This is a genomic window from Halomonas sp. CnH100-B (assembly GCF_024124605.1).
Classification (GTDB): domain Bacteria; phylum Pseudomonadota; class Gammaproteobacteria; order Pseudomonadales; family Halomonadaceae; genus Vreelandella.
The window spans coordinates 599,346-618,403 of sequence record NZ_JAMXRX010000001.1 but is presented as its reverse complement, the minus strand read 5'-3'; the positions used below and the strand labels follow the sequence as shown (position 1 = coordinate 618,403).

General features: G+C 56.4%; 17 protein-coding genes and 4 tRNA genes. 7 read left to right on the top strand and 14 right to left on the bottom strand.

Annotation, left to right across the window (positions count from 1 at the left end):
* Window position 1 precedes the first annotated feature (1 nt).
* From uvrB to NH398_RS02750, 3 genes are read right to left on the bottom strand one after another with little or no spacing between them, the layout of a single operon-like run.
* A complete protein-coding gene (gene uvrB / locus NH398_RS02760) occupies window positions 2-2,026 on the bottom strand; it encodes an excinuclease ABC subunit UvrB (protein WP_253016338.1) in 2,025 nt (674 codons plus the stop codon).
* A gap of 24 nt (window positions 2,027-2,050) precedes the next feature.
* A complete protein-coding gene (locus tag NH398_RS02755; RefSeq protein ID WP_253016336.1) occupies window positions 2,051-2,458 on the bottom strand; it encodes an OsmC family protein in 408 nt (135 codons plus the stop codon).
* The gene (locus NH398_RS02750) at window positions 2,459-2,656 is read right to left on the bottom strand and encodes a hypothetical protein (protein WP_159342230.1); all 198 of its coding nucleotides are present in this window, start codon (window positions 2,654-2,656) and stop codon (window positions 2,459-2,461) included.
* A 230-nt stretch (window positions 2,657-2,886) separates the two neighbouring features.
* On the opposite strand from NH398_RS02750, the gene NH398_RS02745 reads away from it, so the two are divergent.
* Window positions 2,887-3,843 (top strand): folate-binding protein, encoded by a 957-nt coding sequence (locus NH398_RS02745; protein WP_253016334.1) that lies wholly within the window; start codon window positions 2,887-2,889, stop codon window positions 3,841-3,843.
* On the opposite strand, the gene NH398_RS02740 is transcribed toward NH398_RS02745, so the two are convergent.
* The 4 genes from NH398_RS02740 to NH398_RS02725 form a co-directional block, all read right to left on the bottom strand.
* Complete coding sequence (locus NH398_RS02740; RefSeq protein WP_253016332.1) at window positions 3,834-4,622, bottom strand: TatD family hydrolase; 789 nt, start codon at window positions 4,620-4,622, stop codon at window positions 3,834-3,836. The two genes, NH398_RS02745 and NH398_RS02740, sit on opposite strands and share 10 nt — an antisense overlap.
* 19 nt (window positions 4,623-4,641) lie before the next feature.
* Window positions 4,642-6,231, bottom strand: coding sequence for a peptide chain release factor 3 (locus NH398_RS02735; RefSeq protein WP_159342233.1), 1,590 nt, complete (start codon window positions 6,229-6,231; stop codon window positions 4,642-4,644).
* A 226-nt stretch (window positions 6,232-6,457) separates the two neighbouring features.
* Complete coding sequence (locus NH398_RS02730; RefSeq protein WP_159342234.1) at window positions 6,458-6,667, bottom strand: putative motility protein; 210 nt, start codon at window positions 6,665-6,667, stop codon at window positions 6,458-6,460.
* A 102-nt stretch (window positions 6,668-6,769) separates the two neighbouring features.
* Window positions 6,770-8,011, bottom strand: a complete 1,242-nt coding sequence (locus NH398_RS02725; RefSeq protein WP_159342235.1) for an FAD-dependent oxidoreductase — start codon at window positions 8,009-8,011, stop codon at window positions 6,770-6,772.
* Window positions 8,012-8,346: 335 nt separating this feature from the next.
* On the opposite strand from NH398_RS02725, the gene amt reads away from it, so the two are divergent.
* Entirely contained in the window at window positions 8,347-11,724 is a 3,378-nt protein-coding gene (gene amt / locus NH398_RS02720; RefSeq protein ID WP_253016330.1) for an ammonium transporter, read from the top strand.
* 84 nt (window positions 11,725-11,808) lie between these two features.
* Here the strand turns inward: amt and NH398_RS02715 are convergent.
* The 4 genes from NH398_RS02715 to NH398_RS02700 form a co-directional block, all read right to left on the bottom strand.
* Window positions 11,809-11,883: transfer RNA gene (locus tag NH398_RS02715), tRNA-His, on the bottom strand.
* Between the two features lie 31 nt (window positions 11,884-11,914).
* Window positions 11,915-11,989: transfer RNA gene (locus NH398_RS02710), tRNA-His, on the bottom strand.
* A gap of 60 nt (window positions 11,990-12,049) precedes the next feature.
* A tRNA-Arg gene (locus NH398_RS02705) sits at window positions 12,050-12,126 on the bottom strand.
* Window positions 12,127-12,212: 86 nt separating this feature from the next.
* A tRNA-Pro gene (locus NH398_RS02700) sits at window positions 12,213-12,289 on the bottom strand.
* Window positions 12,290-12,498: 209 nt separating this feature from the next.
* On the opposite strand from NH398_RS02700, the gene folD reads away from it, so the two are divergent.
* Window positions 12,499-13,359 (top strand): bifunctional methylenetetrahydrofolate dehydrogenase/methenyltetrahydrofolate cyclohydrolase FolD, encoded by an 861-nt coding sequence (gene folD / locus NH398_RS02695; RefSeq protein WP_253016328.1) that lies wholly within the window; start codon window positions 12,499-12,501, stop codon window positions 13,357-13,359.
* 47 nt (window positions 13,360-13,406) lie between these two features.
* A complete protein-coding gene (gene mtnN, locus NH398_RS02690; protein WP_253016326.1) occupies window positions 13,407-14,114 on the top strand; it encodes a 5'-methylthioadenosine/S-adenosylhomocysteine nucleosidase in 708 nt (235 codons plus the stop codon).
* An 88-nt stretch (window positions 14,115-14,202) separates the two neighbouring features.
* Here mtnN and pyrC read toward each other — a convergent pair whose 3' ends face one another.
* Complete coding sequence (pyrC, locus tag NH398_RS02685; protein ID WP_253016324.1) at window positions 14,203-15,240, bottom strand: dihydroorotase; 1,038 nt, start codon at window positions 15,238-15,240, stop codon at window positions 14,203-14,205.
* 150 nt (window positions 15,241-15,390) lie between these two features.
* On the opposite strand from pyrC, the gene NH398_RS02680 reads away from it, so the two are divergent.
* Genes NH398_RS02680 through NH398_RS02670 form a run of 3 tightly spaced genes read left to right on the top strand, consistent with a single transcriptional unit; the run spans window position 15,391 to window position 17,663 of the window.
* Window positions 15,391-15,807 (top strand): hypothetical protein, encoded by a 417-nt coding sequence (locus NH398_RS02680; protein ID WP_159342240.1) that lies wholly within the window; start codon window positions 15,391-15,393, stop codon window positions 15,805-15,807.
* An 8-nt stretch (window positions 15,808-15,815) separates the two neighbouring features.
* Complete coding sequence (locus NH398_RS02675; protein ID WP_159342241.1) at window positions 15,816-17,087, top strand: ATP-binding protein; 1,272 nt, start codon at window positions 15,816-15,818, stop codon at window positions 17,085-17,087.
* A 36-nt stretch (window positions 17,088-17,123) separates the two neighbouring features.
* Entirely contained in the window at window positions 17,124-17,663 is a 540-nt protein-coding gene (locus NH398_RS02670; RefSeq protein WP_159342242.1) for a response regulator transcription factor, read from the top strand.
* Between the two features lie 43 nt (window positions 17,664-17,706).
* Here the strand turns inward: NH398_RS02670 and NH398_RS02665 are convergent, their stop codons facing one another.
* Window positions 17,707-18,480, bottom strand: coding sequence for a 3-hydroxybutyrate dehydrogenase (locus tag NH398_RS02665; RefSeq protein ID WP_253016322.1), 774 nt, complete (start codon window positions 18,478-18,480; stop codon window positions 17,707-17,709).
* A 77-nt stretch (window positions 18,481-18,557) separates the two neighbouring features.
* The gene (hybE, locus tag NH398_RS02660; protein WP_159342244.1) at window positions 18,558-19,004 is read right to left on the bottom strand and encodes a [NiFe]-hydrogenase assembly chaperone HybE; all 447 of its coding nucleotides are present in this window, start codon (window positions 19,002-19,004) and stop codon (window positions 18,558-18,560) included.
* Window positions 19,005-19,058: the final 54 nt, after the last annotated feature.

The window sequence follows — 19,058 nt, the reverse complement described above, 5'->3', positions numbered from 1 at the left end:
GTTATCCTAGCGCCAGCTGTTTTTCTTTCATTTGATGAAGCTGGTCACGTAACCGTGCGGCTTCTTCAAATTCCAGGTTTTGCGCCGCTTCGAACATGGCATCTTCGAGTTTGCTGATGGCAGCCAGAAGATCTTGCTGGCCCATGTACGCCACATCGTATCCGCCCTCTGGCTCGGCCACTTTTCGCTCACTTCCCTTACGGCGATTGCCTTTCTTACCCGGCGTTTGGGCCGCTTCGAGAATGTCCGCCACGGAGCGTGTGACCGTCGTGGGCGTAATACCATGCTTTTCATTATGCGCCATCTGCTTGGCACGACGGCGCTCGGTTTCGTCGATCGCTTTGCGCATGGAATCGGTGATTCGATCACCGTATAGAATCGCCTTACCGTTGGCATTACGCGCGGCACGACCAATGGTTTGGATCAACGAGCGTTCGGCGCGCAGGAACCCTTCTTTGTCTGCATCCAAAATGGCAACCAGCGACACTTCGGGAATATCCAATCCTTCCCGCAACAGGTTGATTCCCACCAGCACATCGAACTTACCCAGCCGCAGGTCTCGGATGATCTCGACGCGCTCGACCGTATCAATGTCGGAGTGCAGGTAGCGCACTCGAATATCATGCTCATCGAGGTAGTCGGTCAGATCTTCTGCCATCCGCTTGGTCAGGGTCGTCACCAGCACCCGTTCACCCACCGCCGTGCGCAATCCAATCTCTGACAATAGATCGTCTACCTGCGAACTGGCCGGTCGTACTTCGATCTGCGGATCCAAGAGCCCCGTTGGCCGCACCACCTGCTCGACGATTTGGCCAGCGTGCTCGGCCTCGTAAGGTCCTGGCGTCGCAGACACGAAAATCGTTTGAGGTGAGATCGCTTCCCACTCCTCGAACTTCATCGGCCGGTTATCCAATGCGGACGGCAAACGAAACCCATACTCTACTAGCGTCTCTTTGCGCGAACGGTCGCCTTTGTACATCCCACCTACTTGGGGCACGCTCACGTGTGACTCGTCGATGAACAGCAGCGCATCATCCGGCAGGTAGTCGAAAAACGTGGGCGGCGGCTCGCCAGGAGCACGGCCAGAGAGATAGCGCGAGTAGTTTTCGATACCGTTGCAGTACCCCAACTCGAGCATCATTTCGATATCGTAAAGCGTCCGCTGCTCGAGCCGCTGAGCCTCTACCAACCGCTCGTGCTTACGCAGCCACTCCAAGCGCTCTTTGAGCTCTGCTTTGATGGCGTCGATGGCTTCTAAAATGGTGTCACGGGGCGTCACGTAGTGAGACTTCGGGTAAATCGTCATGCGCGGTACTTGCCCACGTACGTCGCCGGTCAGCGGGTCGAACAAGCGAATGGAGTCGATTTCGTCGTCGAACAGCTCGACGCGCACCGCCTCTTCATCCGAATCCGCAGGGAAAATATCGATGACGTCGCCCCGCACGCGATAAGTCCCCCGACGGAAGTCCATATCGTTACGGGTATACTGAAGCTCGGCCAACCGGCGCAGAAACGCGCGCTGGTCGATCATTTCTCCACGTGTGAAGTGAAGACGCATCTTGAGGTATTGGTCAGGGTCACCTAAACCATAGATCGCCGACACAGAGACGACGATCAGCGCATCACGGCGTTCCAACAGCGCTTTGGTGGCGGAAAGACGCATCTGCTCGATATGGTCATTGATCGAGGCATCTTTCTCGATGAACGTATCCGACGAGGGAACGTAGGCCTCAGGCTGGTAGTAGTCGTAATAGGAAACGAAGTACTCGACCGCGTTATCCGGAAAAAACGATTTGAATTCACCATACAGCTGCGCCGCCAGGGTTTTGTTGGGCGCCATGACGATGGTAGGCCGTTGCAGTTGCTGTACCACGTTGGCCATGGTGAAGGTTTTACCCGAACCAGTGACCCCAAGCAGCGTCTGATGGGCAAGACCTGATTCCAAACCGCTGATCAACCCGCGAATGGCTGCAGGCTGGTCGCCCGCAGGCTGAAATTTTGACTGCAGACGAAATTCCTTGCTCATCGTTGCTCCTATTGGCAGGTGGGCCTACACGGTATGGGTGGCTATCTCGATCGTAGCCTGAGTCATCAGGCGTTGGATCGGGCAGCGATGGCTGATCTCTTCCAGCTTAGCGCGCTGCTCTGGATCGCTGATGCCATGAAGCTCTAACGTCACGTCCAGCTTGTAGAGGCCTTGGCGTTCGCCGCTGTCATCGCGCTGCACTTTGACGGTGATTCCTTCCAACGGCCACTGCTTGCGCTTGGCGTACATTTGGACCGTGATCGCCTTGCAGGTTCCCAGCGCAATATCAAAATAGTCATGGGGGTCTGGAGCGCTTTCGTCTCCTCCTACCACCGTGGGTATATCCGCGAAGAGGTCATCCATGCCGTTGACCTCGACGCGCTGACGAAAGGCGCTATTTCGTTCACTGATCACCACGATAGGCGGATGCATTTACGATACCTTGATGCGCAGGTTGAGTTTTTCAATGGCCTTGATCAGGACGTCACGTTTCGCGCGCCCCTCCACTTCCGCGCCGTAGCGACCTACTTCAGCACTATCGACGCCATCCAGCATCATTAGGGCGGTAGTGATTTTGTTGACTTGTTCGGCGGTGGTAACACCCTGAAAACTCAATGATTGAACTGCCATGAACCATCCTTACGAAGAAAAGGGTTTGCCTACATAGCGTCGCGGCAACCGACAACGACCATTACCTATGCAAACCTGATACAAAATGAAGAGTCTAGCATGCTGTCAAGGCCTTGCAATCCAGCGAGTCTGCCCGCACTTTTACTGAACGAATGAATGAGCTGTTTTACTGACCACTCTCATCGACGACTCTTATCTACGATGCTTACCCACAATGCTCAGGAGCGACCATGACCATGGAGAAGACGCCGCCCTCCAGCGCCGTACGTTTGAATCAGTATGCTGCGCTGGATATTAAAGGGGCCGATGCGGAGACATTCTTGCAAGGTCAAACCAGTGCGCAAGTGGGATTGGCGAACGGTACGTTTGCGCCACTCACCTGTTTTTGTACTCCCAAAGGCCGCATGTTGGCCAATGGACAGCTATATCGGTTCGCGACGGATCATTTTCGACTGGTTCTTCATGCCTCGCTGGCCAACGATCTGGTTCAACATCTGAAAAAATTCGCCGCTTTCTACAAAGCAGAATTAACAGTCGCTGAACACGTCGTTTTCGCAGGCGCCAACGAGCCATCCGACGACCTGGCCCATCATCTGAACGTGACGCTGCCCGAGCAGCCATACACCCACGCCACTAGCGCGTCAGGCACGGCCTTACGCCTCCCTGGGTCTCCCCGTTGGCTATTCATGTTCGAAGACGAGCCTCAAGACGTGGTGATAGACAGCGAGGCATTGCTCAACGCCTGGAAGCTGGCAGATATTCGTAGCGGACTAGCTTGGCTCACGGCCGCCCAGCAGGATCAGTTCCTGCCCCAAATGCTGAATTGGGAAGCCCTGGGCGGAATTAGTTTCAAAAAAGGGTGCTACACCGGCCAAGAGGTCGTAGCTCGCGCCCATTTCCGCGGGCAAGTCAAGAAGCGCCTGGTCCATGCCCGCGCCAACACCGCCTCGTTGCCTGAGCTGGGTGCCTCACTAGTGGACGAGAGCGGTAAATCGTTAGGCGAAGTCGTCAGCAGCGCATCCAGCGACGATCAGCACATCGAGCTTCTGGCCGTGATGAACACCAAGGTGATGGAAGAAGCACTGACCGTATATTGGCAGGAAACGCCTCTTACCCTGCAGACGCTTCCTTATCCTATCGAGCGCTTGGACCCAGAGCAGTTAGCCGCTCAGCTTGCTCAGGAGTGATCGTTTAGCCCAAATACCCGGGCGGCGTTGTCACGGCTCGATGCCGCCACGGTCGATAAGCACTGCCCTCTCAGTTCGGCCACTACCTTGGCCACTTGCGCCACGCGTGAAGGTTCGTTGCGCTGTCCTTGATAGCCACATAGCGGCATATCGGGGCTGTCGGTTTCCAGTACGAACCCATCATCAGGCAAGGCTGCTACCACACGGCGCAACTTCTGAGCGCGCTCATAGGTCACCGCACCACCTAGTCCCAATACATAGCCCGCATCCAAAAACTTGGCGGCCTGTTCGTAAGAGCCAGCAAAGGCATGAACGAGTCCCGCCCGAGGCAACGCTTGCTGGTGTAACCGCTGGCTGACTTTGTCGTTGACTTTGACGCAGTGAACCACAACGGGCAAACGACAGCGCTTGGCGATGGAGAGCTGGGCATCGAAATAGTGCCACTGAGCGTCAAGACTGTCCGTGAAACGACCATCGATACCGCATTCACCAATCGCCACTGGACGGGTCTGAGGCGCGTCATAAAGCCGCTGATTGATCAGCGTTTCGAGAGCCGTCAAGTCATCCAAGTGATGCTGCTCAATGAAATAGGGGTGAAGCCCTAGACAGATACGAACATCGTCGCGCTCGCCAAGCGCCAGCACATGCGGCCAACGCTTACGTACCGTCGCTGGCACGATGAAACGGGAGACGCCCACCGCCTTGGCTGCATCGATGACGGCGTCACGATCCGTTTCGAATGCCACAGCGTCTAGATGGCAATGGGCGTCTATCAGCATCTAATCCCCCTTGCGGGTATTAATGCTCGCGCGTTGGCTGGAAGCGAATGTCTGGCCAACGCTCTTGGGTCATTTGCAGGTTGACCCGCGTCGGCGCGATGTAGGTCAAGTAGCCACCACCATCGATAGCCAGGTTGGCACTTGCCTTCCGCTTGAACTCTTCGAGCATTTTTGCATCGTCGCAGTACACCCAGCGGGCAGTCTGCACGTTGACGCCTTCATAGAGGCAGTCGACTTTATACTCTTCCTTCAAACGGTGAGCGACTACGTCAAACTGCAGTGTACCTACGGCCCCCAAAATCAGGTCGTTGTTATCCATCGGCATGAAGACCTGCGTGGCACCCTCCTCCGAAAGCTGCTGCAGGCCTTTTTGCAGCGCTTTCATTTTGAGCGGATCTTTCAAGCGCACTCGTTTGAAGAGTTCAGGGGCAAAGTGAGGAATGCCGGTAAAGCGCATATCTTCACCCACGGTAAACGTATCGCCAATCTGAATCGTGCCATGGTTATGCAGGCCGATGATATCACCCGGCCAAGCCTCCTCCACTTGTGAGCGGTCCGAGGCCATGAACGTCAGGGCATCGGCAATCTTGACGTCTTTGCCGATGCGTACGTGGCGCATTTTCATGTTCTTTTCGTACTTGCCCGAACAGACACGTAGAAAAGCGATTCGGTCCCGGTGATTCGGATCCATGTTCGCCTGGATTTTGAAAACGAAACCGGTAAAGCGCTCATCCTTCGCAGTGACTTCACGAGTATCGGTCTCACGAGGCTGCGGGGCGGGCGCATGCTCGACGAATCCATCCAGCATTTCACGCACGCCGAAGTTACCCATCGCAGTCCCAAAATAGACTGGCGTCAGCTCGCCACGGCGATAGGCCTCTAGGTCGAATTCATGAGACGCGCCGCGCACCAGGTCGACCTCCATACGAAGCTCTTCCGCCTGCTCCTCGCCCAGGATGGCATCCACTTCCGGGTTATCCAGCCCCTCGATGCGCTTGTCATCCGGTATCCGGCTACCTTGACCTTGGGTATATAGATGGATCACGTCGTTGTAGAGGTGATACACCCCTTTGAAGTGGCGCCCCATCCCGATTGGCCAGGTCATCGGTGCGCACTGGATATTGAGGACCGTCTCGACTTCATCCATGACTTCGATCGGATCGCGGATGTCGCGATCCATCTTGTTGATGAACGTCAGAATGGGCGTGGTACGTAAACGACACACTTCCATTAGCTTGATGGTGCGATCTTCGACGCCTTTCGCGCCATCGATGACCATCAGCGCAGAATCCACAGCCGTCAGGGTGCGATACGTATCCTCGGAGAAGTCCTCGTGACCTGGCGTATCCAGCAGGTTGACGATCCGACCGCCGTAGGGGAACTGCATGACGGAGGTTGTGACCGAGATGCCCCGCTCCTGCTCCATCTTCATCCAGTCAGACGTAGCATGGCGATCATTACGTTTGCTTTTCACCGACCCCGCCAACTGGATGGCATTTCCGAACAACAGCATCTTTTCCGTGATCGTGGTCTTACCGGCGTCAGGGTGCGAAATAATCGCAAAAGTACGGCGCAGCTCGGCTTCGCGCGCTATTTGGGCGTCAGACATGGAGTTCTCTAAGATGGTACAACGTGGTGACTTAAAACGTAGCGCCAAACCCTCGGCGTCGTATGCCTATGGTAACGCAACTCGGCTGCGACGGCATACCACCGCGTGCATGCCGCTGCGTTGTCAGGCCAGTGCTACGCAATCATCCATTGGCTTATTCCGCGCATAAAAAAACGCCGACAGTGTCGGCGTTTGAGGGCGACTCAATACAAGCCAAGAACGAGCCTCAGGCGTAGGTGTTGACCTGCGTGCCGACGCTGCCCTCTTGTGCCAGGCTTGGCTGAGCGCCGGTGTCAGCAGATGCCAATACTTCGGTGATTTGCTCGGCTTGAACGTCCAGCGCTTCGCGGAACATTTGCATCTGCGCTTGCTCAGCGGTTTGCGCCTGATTCATATACAGCGCCGTACTGACTGCATTGCTTGCAGCTACATCCATACTGCACCTCAGTCTATTGAATGACACTCTTAGCGTAGCAAACCCACACCACTGGGGCCACGTTTGTCGCTTGTCATTGTGTTACGGAATGAGACAAGCCGTCTAAAATCGATCTGCACGGAACGGCGTCATGTCGATGGCGGTTGGCTTCTGTTCCATCATGTCGGCAAGCAGCTGACCGGTCGCAGGGCCTAGTGTAAAACCCTGGTGACCGTGGCCGAACGCGAGCCATAGGCCGGGATGACGCGGCGCTGGGCCAATCACCGGCTTCATGTCTGGCAAACACGGGCGTGCGCCTTTCCAGGCGGCACTGTCCTTGCGCTCACCTAATGGAAAAATCGTCCGCGCAACGTTTTCAGCGGCACCCAGCTGCTCTTCATCGGCCGGCGATTCTAAGCGATCCAATTCAGCCCCGGTGGTCAGCCGTACGCCTGCATTCATGGGTGCCAGCAAATAGCCAATCTCGGCATCCATCAGCCAATAATTCAATGTCGCCCCTGGCTGGGTCGCGTAGTGCATGTGATAGCCGCGCTTCACAAACGTCGGGAAGTGATAACCCAGCGGCTTCATCCATTGCCCCGCCCAAGGCCCGAGCGCCATGACCACTTCATCGGCTTCGAACGTCGATTCCTGGGTCGTCACGCGCCAGCGCTCATCGATTTGAGTGACGCCCGTAATATCCGCCTGCACTAAGTTTCCGCCCATGGCCTCAAAAGAGGCGGCATAGGCGGCCACCAATCCACCCGGATCGGCGACCGTCCATGGGTCGAGCCAATGAATAGCACCAATGATCTTATCGCCCAGTTGGGGCTCCTTTTCACTCAACGCAGCGCGATCGAGCACGCTGAATTCGACGCCATAAAGCTCGCGCGCTTCCTCGGCCTCCTTGACGCGTTTGGCAAGCTTATCCTGGGTACGATAGATCTCCAGCCAACCCTCTTTGCGCACCAAATGCTCTGCCCCCGATGCTTCGATCATGGGTCCATGCGCCTCTAAACAGAGCTGAATCAACGAGGCGTACTCAGGCACGATTTTTTTATACAGCCGTGATGAGGAGTGGTGCCAATAGCTCAATAGCGGTGACGCCGCATTGACCATTCCAGCGGGACGATAACGGATATCGACACGGCGGTTTGGCAGTACGCTCAAGATAGTCTTCATATCACGAGGAAAGGGGTAAGGCCTCACCGCTTCACGCTGAATGATACCGGCGTTGCCAAACGAGGTTTCTCGTCCAGGCTGACGGCGGTCCACCAGCGTTACTTGATAGCCACGTTTTTGTAGCTGCCAAGCAACACTGACACCCACCATACCTGCCCCCAACACCACCGTTTGACGCGCCATTTTGATGCACTCCTATCGCTCTAAAAATCAATTCGCCTCATGCCGCCAGCAGCACGGATAACGTATTGAAAAATATCACCAATCAAAGCGCTTTTGCATAGTCACAAACACTGTTTTAACTCATTTTTTTAGTTTTTTATCTCGCATAAAGCGTAATAAAGGATGACTTTGCTAGCCACGGCATAACATTTGCTTAATGATCATTAGGCCCGTTTTGTTAGATCCAACGTTTCGCTGCGCAGCAGGCCGAACGCTGCATTTACAGGCAGCATCTCGCGATTCCCTGCACCAATTAAGTGCCTGCATTGCACCCAATCAACACAAGGAACACACCCATGATCGATAGCTTTGACACCACTCTGATCGACACGCTTTGGGTGCTTTGGGCGGCCGCGTTGGTATTCGTGATGCAAGCCGGGTTTCTCTGCCTGGAGGCAGGCACCACACGAACGAAAAACGCCATCAACGTCGCTATGAAAAACCTAGCGGATTTTGCCATTGCCGTCAGCGTTTTCTGGCTAGCCGGCTTTGGCATGATGTTTGGCGCCTCTCAAGCGGGATGGTTGGGCAGCTCGCTGTTTGGTTGGCAGCTCGAATCGACCGACACCTGGCTAATGACCGTTTTCATCTTCCAAGCGATGTTTTGTGCCACCGCCGCGACCATCGTGGCCGGCGCCGTCGCTGAACGAATGCCGTTCCTCGGCTATTTATGGACCGCGTTTTGGATTGCGCTCTTGATTTACCCCGTTTTTGGCCACTGGGCCTGGGGCGGCTTGTTAGGAGGCGCGCCGGGATGGCTGGCGTCGCTTGGATTCATCGATTTTGCCGGTGCGACCGTGGTTCACAGCGTTGGCGGCTGGGTGGCACTCGCGGCGGTACTGGTCATCGGCCCCCGCCGGGGACGTTTTCAAGTCGATAAGCCACCCACTGCATTTCCAGCAGGTAATTTGCCACTGGCAATGCTTGGGGCGCTGTTCATGGTACTTGGCTGGTTTGGCTTCAATGGTGGAAGCACGCTCGCTCTGGATGGCTCGGTGCCTGGAATTATTGCCAATACCGTGCTGGGCGCCGTGGGGGGCATTTTATCGGCCATGCTAGTGGGCTGGCGGGTTCGGCGCTATGCCGATGTGATGTACGCTATCAATGGCGCAATTGCTGGCTTGGTGGCAGTCACGGCAGGTGCCCATGTGCTCTCATTGGCCACGGCATTTCTCATGGGCGGCGTGAGCGGTGTGCTCATGGTGCTGGCCAACGAATGGCTGTTGAAGAAGCAGATCGATGACGCGGTGGGCGCGATTCCTGCGCATTTGGTCAGCGGCATCTGGGGCACGCTTGCCCTACCATGGCTGGCTGACCTCTCTCTCCTCGATCACCCCCTCGGTCGCGCCGATCAGTTCGGTATTCAGCTATTGGGTGTGGCGGCCTGCGGTGTGTGGAGTTTTGGGATTGCATGGCTGCTGTTTAGCATCACTCGCCGCTTCCTGCCTTTGCGTGTCTCGAAAAACGCGGAAAAAATGGGGCTCAACCTTGCAGAGCATGGCGCCAAAAACGAGCTGCATCAGCTGCTCGAGCACATGCGTCAACATGAACGGCAGGGGGACATGCACCAGCGCATCGAGGCAGACCCGTTCACCGAGGTAGGTGAAATCGCCGCTAGTTATAATCGCGTCTCGGCAGCGCTGGAACGTGCAGTCGGACACACCCAGGTCATGCTGCGTAACCTTCGTGATGGCGTCGTTACCTGGCAAGCCGACGGCACGCTGACGGGACTGAACCCAGGCGCAGAAGCACTGTTTGGCGTGGAGGCGAAGCAGTGGGTCGGGCGTCCTGTCAACACGCTACTGCCCAATAAGCTGCTCACGCCTGGCGCAAAGCATGAAATCAAACTGCGTCTGCATGACCAGCAAGTCCGCTATTTAGAGATCCAAGTAAGTGAAGGCGCTGCGGGCTCTGTTTCTGAGTGCTCGGGCATGGTCCGGGACATCACCGAGCGTAAACAGCTTCAAGAACAGTTGAACCGGGAGCGAGATTTGGCACGCACCACGCTAGCGTCTATAGGCGATGGTGTCATCACGTGCGATGCCAGCGGCAGTGTGACGTTTCTTAATGCCGAGGCAGAACGGCTCACGGGGTGGACGCTTGCTGACGCCACCAACAAACCGATTCAGACAATCTACTCACTTCGTGATGAGCTAAGCGACGAGCCCATCAGCAATCCGGCGCGGCAGGTACTCACCCAGCATCGGGCCGTGCACTTCAGTGAACACTGCCAGCTGCTGCACCGCAACGGCAAACGTTTTCCCATACAGCATAGCGCCGCGCCCATTCGTTCTCGAGGCGGCATCACGCTGGGCGCAGTAGTGGTGTTTCAAGACGTCAGTGTGACACGGCAACTCTCGGAGCAGCTCAATTATCAAGCAACCCACGACAACCTCACGGGGCTAATGAACCGGCGAGCCTTTGAGGCACTGCTGACCAAATTGCTCGCCCAGGAAGATGAGTACCATCATGTGCTCTGCTACTTAGACCTGGACCAATTCAAGATCGTCAACGACACCTGCGGCCATTTGGCAGGCGATGAACTACTTCGTCAGGTCTCCATGAAGCTGAAAGCCCACGTGCGCCACAGTGATACCGTGGCTCGATTGGGCGGGGATGAATTTGCCCTGGTGTTGCCCCACTGCCCACTGGACAAAGCCAAGATCATTGGTGAGGCGGTCCGCCGAGATATCGAGCACTTTCGCTTTGCATGGCAAGGACATACCTTCGGTATTGGCGTGAGCATCGGCTTGGTCACGATCACCTCGGAAAATCCCATGCGCTTGTCGGACACGCTGCACGCAGCAGACGCCGCCTGCTATACCGCCAAAGAGGCGGGCCGAAACCGCCTTCACTGCTATCAACCCGACGACCATGCACTATTAGAGCGCCATGGCGAACTGCAGTGGGTTCAACGTCTGCAAAATGCCCTGGATAACGACACGTTTCGGCTATTCGCACAACCCATCAGCGCGGTATGCGGCCAAGGCCCAGGTTATCGAGAGATTCTGCTACGCCTGGAGGAAAGCGGTACTCTCATTGCTCCCGGCAGTTTCCTGCCGGCGGCAGAGCGCTACCATTTCATGCCGCGTATCGATCGCTGGGTGATTCGCAATACGCTTGCCTGGCTCGGCGATCGTCATCGCTGCGCAGATGGCCAAAGCGTGGGCCACTGGGGAATCAACGTATCGGGAGACTCTCTATCGGACAGCGATTTTTGCCAAGAGCTGATTCAGCAAGTGCGCCGGGCCAATCTTCCTGATGGCACGCTGTGTTTTGAGATTACCGAAAGCGCTGCGATTGCGCAGCTCTCGAAAGTAAGCGAATTAATTCAGTCACTGAAATCGTTGGGCTGCCGTTTTGCCCTCGATGACTTCGGCACCGGGCTATCATCGTTTAGCTACTTGAAGCAGCTTTCCGTCGACTATCTCAAAATCGATGGCAACTTCATTCGTAACATTCACCATGATCCCATCGACCGCGCGATGGTAGAAGCGATTCATGCCGTCGGCAAAGCCCTGCATATCGATACGGTCGCCGAATACGTCGAGAATCCATCGACGTTAGACATGTTGCACTCGCTGGGGATCGATTATGCGCAAGGATACTTATTGGGAAAACCAGAGCCCATCACCGATGCCGCCAATGGACGTATTAAAGTCATGCCACGATAAGAAAAAGGGGCAAGAGATAATAAGAAAATAAAACTACTTAGGGAGGGATTAAACAAAAAAAGAAGAAAAGAGAAGTCAGGTTAATGGGGTGGATGATGGGGATCGAACCCACGACCACCGGAGCCACAATCCGGGGCTCTACCACTGAGCTACATCCACCACAACCTGTAAACCGTTCGCTAATTGCCAATGGGGTGGATGATGGGGATCGAACCCACGACCACCGGAGCCACAATCCGGGGCTCTACCACTGAGCTACATCCACCACTGACAAAAGCAAGCTTGAAAATATCCAACTGGAAACAAACACAGAGATGTATTTGATTGGCACGCCCAGCAGGACTCGAACCCGCAACCTACGGCTTAGAAGGCCGTTGCTCTATCCGGTTGAGCTATGGGCGCACATGATGTATCCAGAGAATACGGATGAGCACTTGACCACAACCAAAGTTTGGAGAAGCAGATTAACACCTTCCGTGCCAGGTATATGGTCGGGATGGAGGGATTCGAACCCCCGACATCCTGCTCCCAAAGCAGGCGCGCTACCAGACTGCGCTACATCCCGATTACTTACCTTAGACGTTGCTGCGTGTCCCGTCTCAAGCGAGGCATATATTACTATTTCTAATTTTAAAGTCAACACTTAAAGTGATTGATTCGATAGGCGCTTTGCCTTGTCGCCCTACCATGCGAAAATTACTCCCACTTTAAAGCGCGTCCTGTGACTGCGCGTGTCGTTTGCTTCGCTTTCCAACCTCATAGGGATTTCACTACATGACCGCCCAACTCATCGATGGTAAAGCCATCGCCGCTAATGTCCGTCAACGCGTGGCCGAGAAAATTGCGGCACGCCAGCAAGCCGGCGCTCGCGCCCCCGGACTAGCCGTTGTTGTGGTCGGTGAAGACCCCGCCTCACATGTGTATGTCAACAACAAGCATCGTGCTTGCGAACAGGCGGGTATCCTCTCTTTTCAACACGCTCTTCCTGCCGATACGACGCAAGAGGCATTAGAAGCGCTGGTTGATCAGCTCAATGCAGACGCCACGGTAGATGGCATTCTGGTACAGCTCCCCTTGCCAGACCATTTGGATGCTCGCCCCATTCTCGAGCGTATCCGTCCGGATAAAGACGTCGATGGTTTTCATCCCTATAACTTGGGCAGGCTGGCGCAGCGCCTTCCTTCTCTGCGCCCCTGCACGCCCAAGGGCATCATGACCATGCTGGCGCAAAGTGGCATCGCCGTGCGCGGCATGGATGCCACCATCGTAGGCGCTTCAAACATCGTCGGGCGGCCAATGGCGTTGGAACTGATGCTAGCGGGCTGCACTACGACAGTATGCCACCGCTTTACCCAAGACTTGGCCAGCCATGTCAGTCGCGCCGACTTGGTCGTGGTGGCGGTGGGCAAACCGGGGATCGTCAAGGGTGAATGGATCAAACCCGGCGCAGTAGTCATCGATGTAGGTATCAATCGTCAGGAAGATGGCACACTGGTGGGTGATGTCGATTTTACGGCGGCGGCCGAGCGCGCCAGCCACATTACGCCGGTGCCGGGAGGCGTTGGCCCGATGACGGTCGCCACCCTGCTTGAGAATACGCTGGAAGCCGCCGAGCGTCACGATCAGGCGTCTTGAAGAACGCCCCTCAACGAATACTCATTCGCACCACGATGGAGAAGCCCGTGCAACGCATTGGAATTATTGGCGCTATGGCGCAAGAAGTGAAGCTTCTAGCGGGACAGCTCGAGAACGCAGAACGCTACGAACATGCCGGGTTCGTCTTTCATACCGGCACGCGACATGGCCTCGACATCGTCATTCTGCAGTCGGGTATCGGCAAAGTGAACGCCGCCGTCGGCACGGCGATTCTGTTGGAGCGTCATCAACCGGACGCCATCATCAACACCGGCTCGGCAGGCGGTTTTGCCACCGACCTAGCCATTGGCGATGTCATCATTTCCGATGAAGTCCGCCATCACGATGTGGATGCAGTGGTCTTTGGCTACGAAATTGGCCAGGTGCCGGGCATGCCACCGGCGTACCATGCCGACAAGCGCCTGCGTGAAATCGCTCGTGGTGCCATTGCCGCCCTGGGAGAAGTCAACGTGCGCGAGGGCATGATTGCGACGGGCGATGCGTTTATGGCCGACCCTGAGCGGGTGGCCGCCACGCGCGCGCAGTTCCCTACCATGCTCGCCGTCGAAATGGAGGGCGCCGCCATTGCCCAGACGTGCTATCTCTACGACTGCCCGTTCGTGGTCATTCGCGCCCTTTCCGACATTCCCGGAAGCGGCGATAACCACCTCTCTTTCGAGCAGTTCCTCGATATGGCCGCCGACCACTCTTCCCGCATGGTAGATCACATGTTGCTGGCATTAGGCGGTCAGTAAATCCTACGCGCTCGTGGAGTCACCGCCACGATCAAAAAAACGGAGCCTCATTGGCTCCGTTTTTTATGACGAACTCACACGCTTATGGCTACTTTTTCATCGCCCAGGCAAGTGTTTCACCTGCCAGTAACGGCACGATGGTTTGACCAGACGCATAGGGATAGCTCGCCGGCAGCGTCCACTCGCGCCGCTCAAGCGTAATGGCGTCTGCGTTCGGCGAAAGGCCATAAAAACGCGGGCCGTTAAGACTCGCAAAGGCCTCCAGCTTATCCAGCGCCTGCATCTCCTCGAAGGCCGTCGCATATAGCTCGATGGCGGCAGGCGACGTATAAGCACCGGCACAGCCACAGCTCGACTCTTTGTCACCCTTTGCATGGGGAGCACTATCGGTGCCCAGGAAGAATTTGGGGCTACCGCTGGTGGCGGCTTTCAACAAAGCCTGTCGATGCTGTTCGCGCTTGAGGATGGGAAGGCAGTAATAGTGAGGGCGAATACCGCCTGCCAGCATTTTATTGCGATTGAAGAGCAGGTGGTGGGCAGTAATCGTGGCGGCTACGTTGTCAGACGCGCTGGCGACGAACTCCGCGGCCTGCTGCGTGGTGATGTGCTCGAACACCACTTTCAGTTCGGGGTGTCGCGCCAGCAACGGCTTCATAACACGCTCGATGAACACCGCTTCCCGATCGAAGATATCGATTTCGTGGTCGGTGACCTCGCCATGTACCAGCAGCGGCATGCCCAGCTTTGCCATCATGGCAATGGTGGCATCGCAATGGGCAATGTCCGTCACTCCCGAGGCAGAGTTGGTCGTGGCCCCTGCCGGATAAAGCTTCACGGCTTTGACGATGCCACTCTCGACGGCACGCTCTATCTCCTCGGGCGGTGTCGTATCCGTGAGGTAGAGCACCATCAGCGGCTCAAAAGTACTGCCTTCGGGTAGCGCGGCCAAGATGCGTTCGCGGTAAGCTACTGCCTGCTCTGTCGTGGTCACCGGTGGCTTTAGGTTCGGCATGATGATCGCACGACCCATTTGCGCAGCGGTATGTCCCACCACGGCATTGAGCGCCTCGTCATCACGTAAATGCAGGTGCCAGTCATCAGGGCGGGTCAGGGTAATAGCGTCCACGGCAAATCCTATTGGTCTTGGGTGAAGGGGGCTGCGAGCTGCCACAGTATACCCAATACGCCGATCGGATAAATCCGTGCGTGACCCCCACAGGTCCGCGCAAGTGTCGTATCATGGCGGCACGCTGTAAGATCAAGGATTCGGTTGTTTATGCAGAACGTACGTCGCTATGCGGATTTCATCGCCAGCTTGGAAGGTTTGGCGTGGCTGGGACTCGCATGGTCCATCTCCTTTTCGATGCATCGACAAAGCACCGAGCCAACGCTTGCGGTGCTGTTCATCGTGGCTACGCTGGTACTCTTTAGCTGGGCACATCGCCCGATGCGCTACTTGCTGCGACGCTATCACATTCGCAAGCGCCGAACCGATATGTGGATCCACACGCTCGCTCTGCCGCTTTTGCTGGCCATGTTTTTTCATATCATGCTGGAGGCGCTACTAGGTTCGGCTTGGCTGCCTCCCAAAATGCTGCTGTTCAATCTATTAGCGTCTGCCGGCTGGATGACCTTTGTCATGACCCTCTTCATCAAATTCGTCATTCATAGTGTCAAAACATCGAGCAAATAAGCCAACCCATGCCCACTGCCCTACCCTTACCGCTCTCTACACCCAATCGAAACCTGGTTCGGCTCACCATCGTTAGGGGAATTACCTGGACGGGTTTTTTGATGGCGATCATTGTCGGCATCGAGCTACTCGCTTTCGACCTTCCCGTCACCGCCGTTGTGAGCGTCGTGATCGCAATGGGGCTGCTGAACATTGCCACATGGTGGCGTTTGGGGCGCCCCAAAGCCGTTGGCCACGGTGAGTACTTGTCTCACTTGCTGGCCGATATTGCCGGGCTCACCCTGCTGTTTTACTTTTCGGGCGGTTCTACGAATCCGTTCATTACGTACTACTTGGTGCCCGTGACCATTGCAGCCGCAACGCTGCCCTGGCGCCACGCCTGGATCATTGCGGCCTGCGCCATGGGTGGTTACAGCTTCTTGATGTTTGACTACCACCCCATTCCACAGCTGGGTCATATCAGTAGCGAAGGTCCGCTCAGCCTGCACATCCTGGGCATGTGGCTCAACTTCGGGCTGTCGGCTGGGCTTGTCACGTTCTTTATCTATAAAATGGCTCACGCGCTGCGCAGCCGCGATAAAGCCCTCTCCCGCACGCGGGAAGCCGCTCTGCGTAACGAACAAGTGCTGGCCGTTGCCACACAAGCGGCGGGCACGGCCCACGAACTTGGCACCCCGCTGTCGACGATGGCGGTGCTGCTCAAAGAGATGCAGGCCGACGCAGCAAAAGGCAGCGCGCTGGAGGAGGATATCGCGCTCTTGCGACAGCAGGTCGATATCTGCAAATCGCGTTTGCAGCACCTTGTCACCAATGCCGATCGTCGCCGCATGGCCGAACCAGAAGTGCTGGATGCCGAAGTGTGGCTTGCTGGGGTGGTGCAGCGTTGGCTGGTGATTCGACCCGACGTGAGCCATCGCTTCGATGTGGCCGAACGGCGCGGCCGCCCCTGGCTCGCCGTGGATGCGACGCTCGACCAAGCGCTAACCAATTTATTGAACAATGCTGCAGACGCCAATCCAGAACACATCGCCATACGCTTGGATTGGCAAGATGAGAGCGTCATTATCGATATCCGTGACCACGGCCCAGGGGTGGCCATGTCGATTGCGGACCAGCTAGGCGACACGTTCGTCTCGACCAAAAGTAAAGGAATGGGCATCGGCCTGTTCCTCACGCACGCCACGATCAACCGCTTCGGCGGAGGCGTGAGCCTCTATAACCATCCCGAGGGTGGAACGTTGACCGAGGTCACCCTGCCGCGCTGCTCAGCACCCAGTTAAGCTGAGACAGCAGCGATTCAGACTAACGAGGGTAGTATGCAGAACCAAGAGCAGCGTCTGCTAATCGTCGATGACGATGAAATGTTTTGTCACGTATTGAGCCGTGCCCTGGCCCGGCGAGGCTTTGACGTCAAGGTGGCACACGATGCCGATCAAGCGCTGAGCATCGCGTCGCACTTCATGCCCACCATGGCCACACTGGATTTGAAGCTGGAACATAGCTCTGGACTCAAGCTGTTACCCGACCTCCTCTCCACTGTGCCTGGCTGTCGTATCGTGGTGCTGACCGGCTACTCAAGCATTGCCACGGCGGTCGAAGCCATCAAGCTGGGCGCCATCAATTATCTGTGCAAACCAGCGGATGCGGATGATGTGATGGCGGCCTTCGAACACCCCGACGCCGACCCCAACGTCGAGCTGGCAGATAATCCACCCTCCATCAACCGAATCACCTGGGAGCATATTCAAAAAGTGCTGCAGGAACACGATGGCAATATCTCGGCCACCGCCCGCGCGCTGGGCATGCACCGACGCACCCTTCAGAGAAAGCTACAAAAACGACCGGTACGTCGCTAAGCAACATCGCCTGCCACTTTAGGTGGCAGGCGAGTCGGCTGGCTCAGTGAGCGGTCCAACCAAGATCGATGTTCCAGCTCGCACCGGTGACCGCGCCCGCCGCATCGGACGTGAGGTAAGCCACTAGTTGAGCCACTTCGGAAGGTTCGATTAGCCGCTTGACCGCCGCATTCTTGAGCATGATCTTCTCGATGACTTCTTGCTCGTCCATTCCATGCAGCTTGGCCTGATCGGCAATTTGGTTGTCGACCAAGGGTGTTTTCACGTAAGCGGGACAAATGGCATTGGCCGTAATACCCTGCTCGCCCCCCTCCAGTGCGGCTGTCTTGGTCAAGCCAATCATGCCGTGCTTCGCGCTGATGTACGCCGCCTTGCCCGGTGACGCCACTTGGGCATGGATCGAGGCAATGTTGACCACGCGACCCCAGCCTTTCTCGCGCATGTAGGGCCACGCCGCTTGGGTGAGCAGGAAAGGGGCCGTCAGCATCAAATCGATGATTTGACGCCACTTCTCTTCAGGGAAGGTCTCGATGGACGCGACATGCTGAATACCGGCGTTGTTGACGAGAATGTCCACGCCGCCAAACCGCTTGACCGCATCGGCAATCGCGCCTCGGCACGCGTCAGGATCGGTGAGATCCGCTTGATAAAACGCGGCGCCAGCTGCTTCTGCAATCTCTTTACCAGCGGGGTTGAAGTCGACGGCCAGTACTTGATGCCCCTGCTCACAAAAATGTCGAACGACGGCCTCACCAATACCGCTGCTCGTCCCTGTCACCACGGCAACCCGCGGTGTTGAAGCTGTTGAAGATGACATTCAGGCTTCCTTTTTTGACGTACATGGGAATGAAGAAATAAACGTTCATGAGTATAGGAGCAGCCAACCGCTTCTGCCTACTCGGCCAATGAGGTCGCGTCCGGCTCCGCCAACAACTGCTGCATCATACGCTGCGCAAGTCGCGCCGTTTCCTGCAAGGAGTCTAGGTCGCTCAAGTCATCCAATATCTTTCTCTTGTATAGCTCGATCCCGGACGTCAAGCGTTCTAGTTCCAAGGCATAGCGGCCGGATGGCAGCACCAACACGCCTTCTGAGGGCAGCGGCGCCTGCAGCGTGGCCTGTTCAGGCAATGCGACCAACCACAGCTCGCAGGGGGTGATCAGAGCTCCCGCCATGACACTGGCGCCGCTGATGCGCGTCTCCAAATGCTGGAAGCAGAGCGCATCCACCCCCAACCTCGGGTTGAAATGGGACTGCTGTCTTAGTGATGTCCAGTGTTCGTCACGATAGCACTGGGCCAGCTCGGCTAAATAACCGTACTCATGCGGCGCCAACGTCTGCATGGATTCTCCTTGATGGATGGCTCATTGTGACGCTTTATGGCACGCGTAGCGTGG